The sequence below is a fragment of the Actinoplanes sp. KI2 genome (assembly GCF_025630775.1).
Taxonomy (GTDB): Bacteria; Actinomycetota; Actinomycetes; order Mycobacteriales; family Micromonosporaceae; genus Actinoplanes.
This window is the reverse complement of the sequence record NZ_JAOSZE010000192.1, coordinates 1-266: the sequence shown is the minus strand read 5'-3', so window position 1 is coordinate 266 and position 266 is coordinate 1. Positions and strand designations below refer to the sequence as shown.

Sequence of the window (266 nt, the reverse complement as noted above, 5' to 3'; positions counted from 1 at the left end):
GCGAACTTCACGTTGTCCGCATAGTCCGGGGCCACCGCGATCACCTTCTGCCCGCGGTAGCGCGCCTCGGCCATCCAGTGCGCGTCCGGCGTGCGGGTGACCGGCAGGTTCGACCCCCACATGATCAGGTAGCCGGCGTCCCACCAGTCTCCCGACTCCGGCACGTCGGTCTGGTCGCCGAACATCTGCGGCGAGGCCACCGGCAGGTCGGCGTACCAGTCGTAGAACGACAGCATCGCGCCGCCGAGCAGGTTGTAGAAGCGGGC

The 266-nt window shown here is 68.8% G+C and carries 1 protein-coding gene; it reads right to left on the bottom strand.

The window, feature by feature from the left end:
* The coding region (locus ODJ79_RS46925; RefSeq protein WP_263030225.1) for a molybdopterin-dependent oxidoreductase at nucleotides 1–266 on the bottom strand (266 nt) is incomplete at both ends.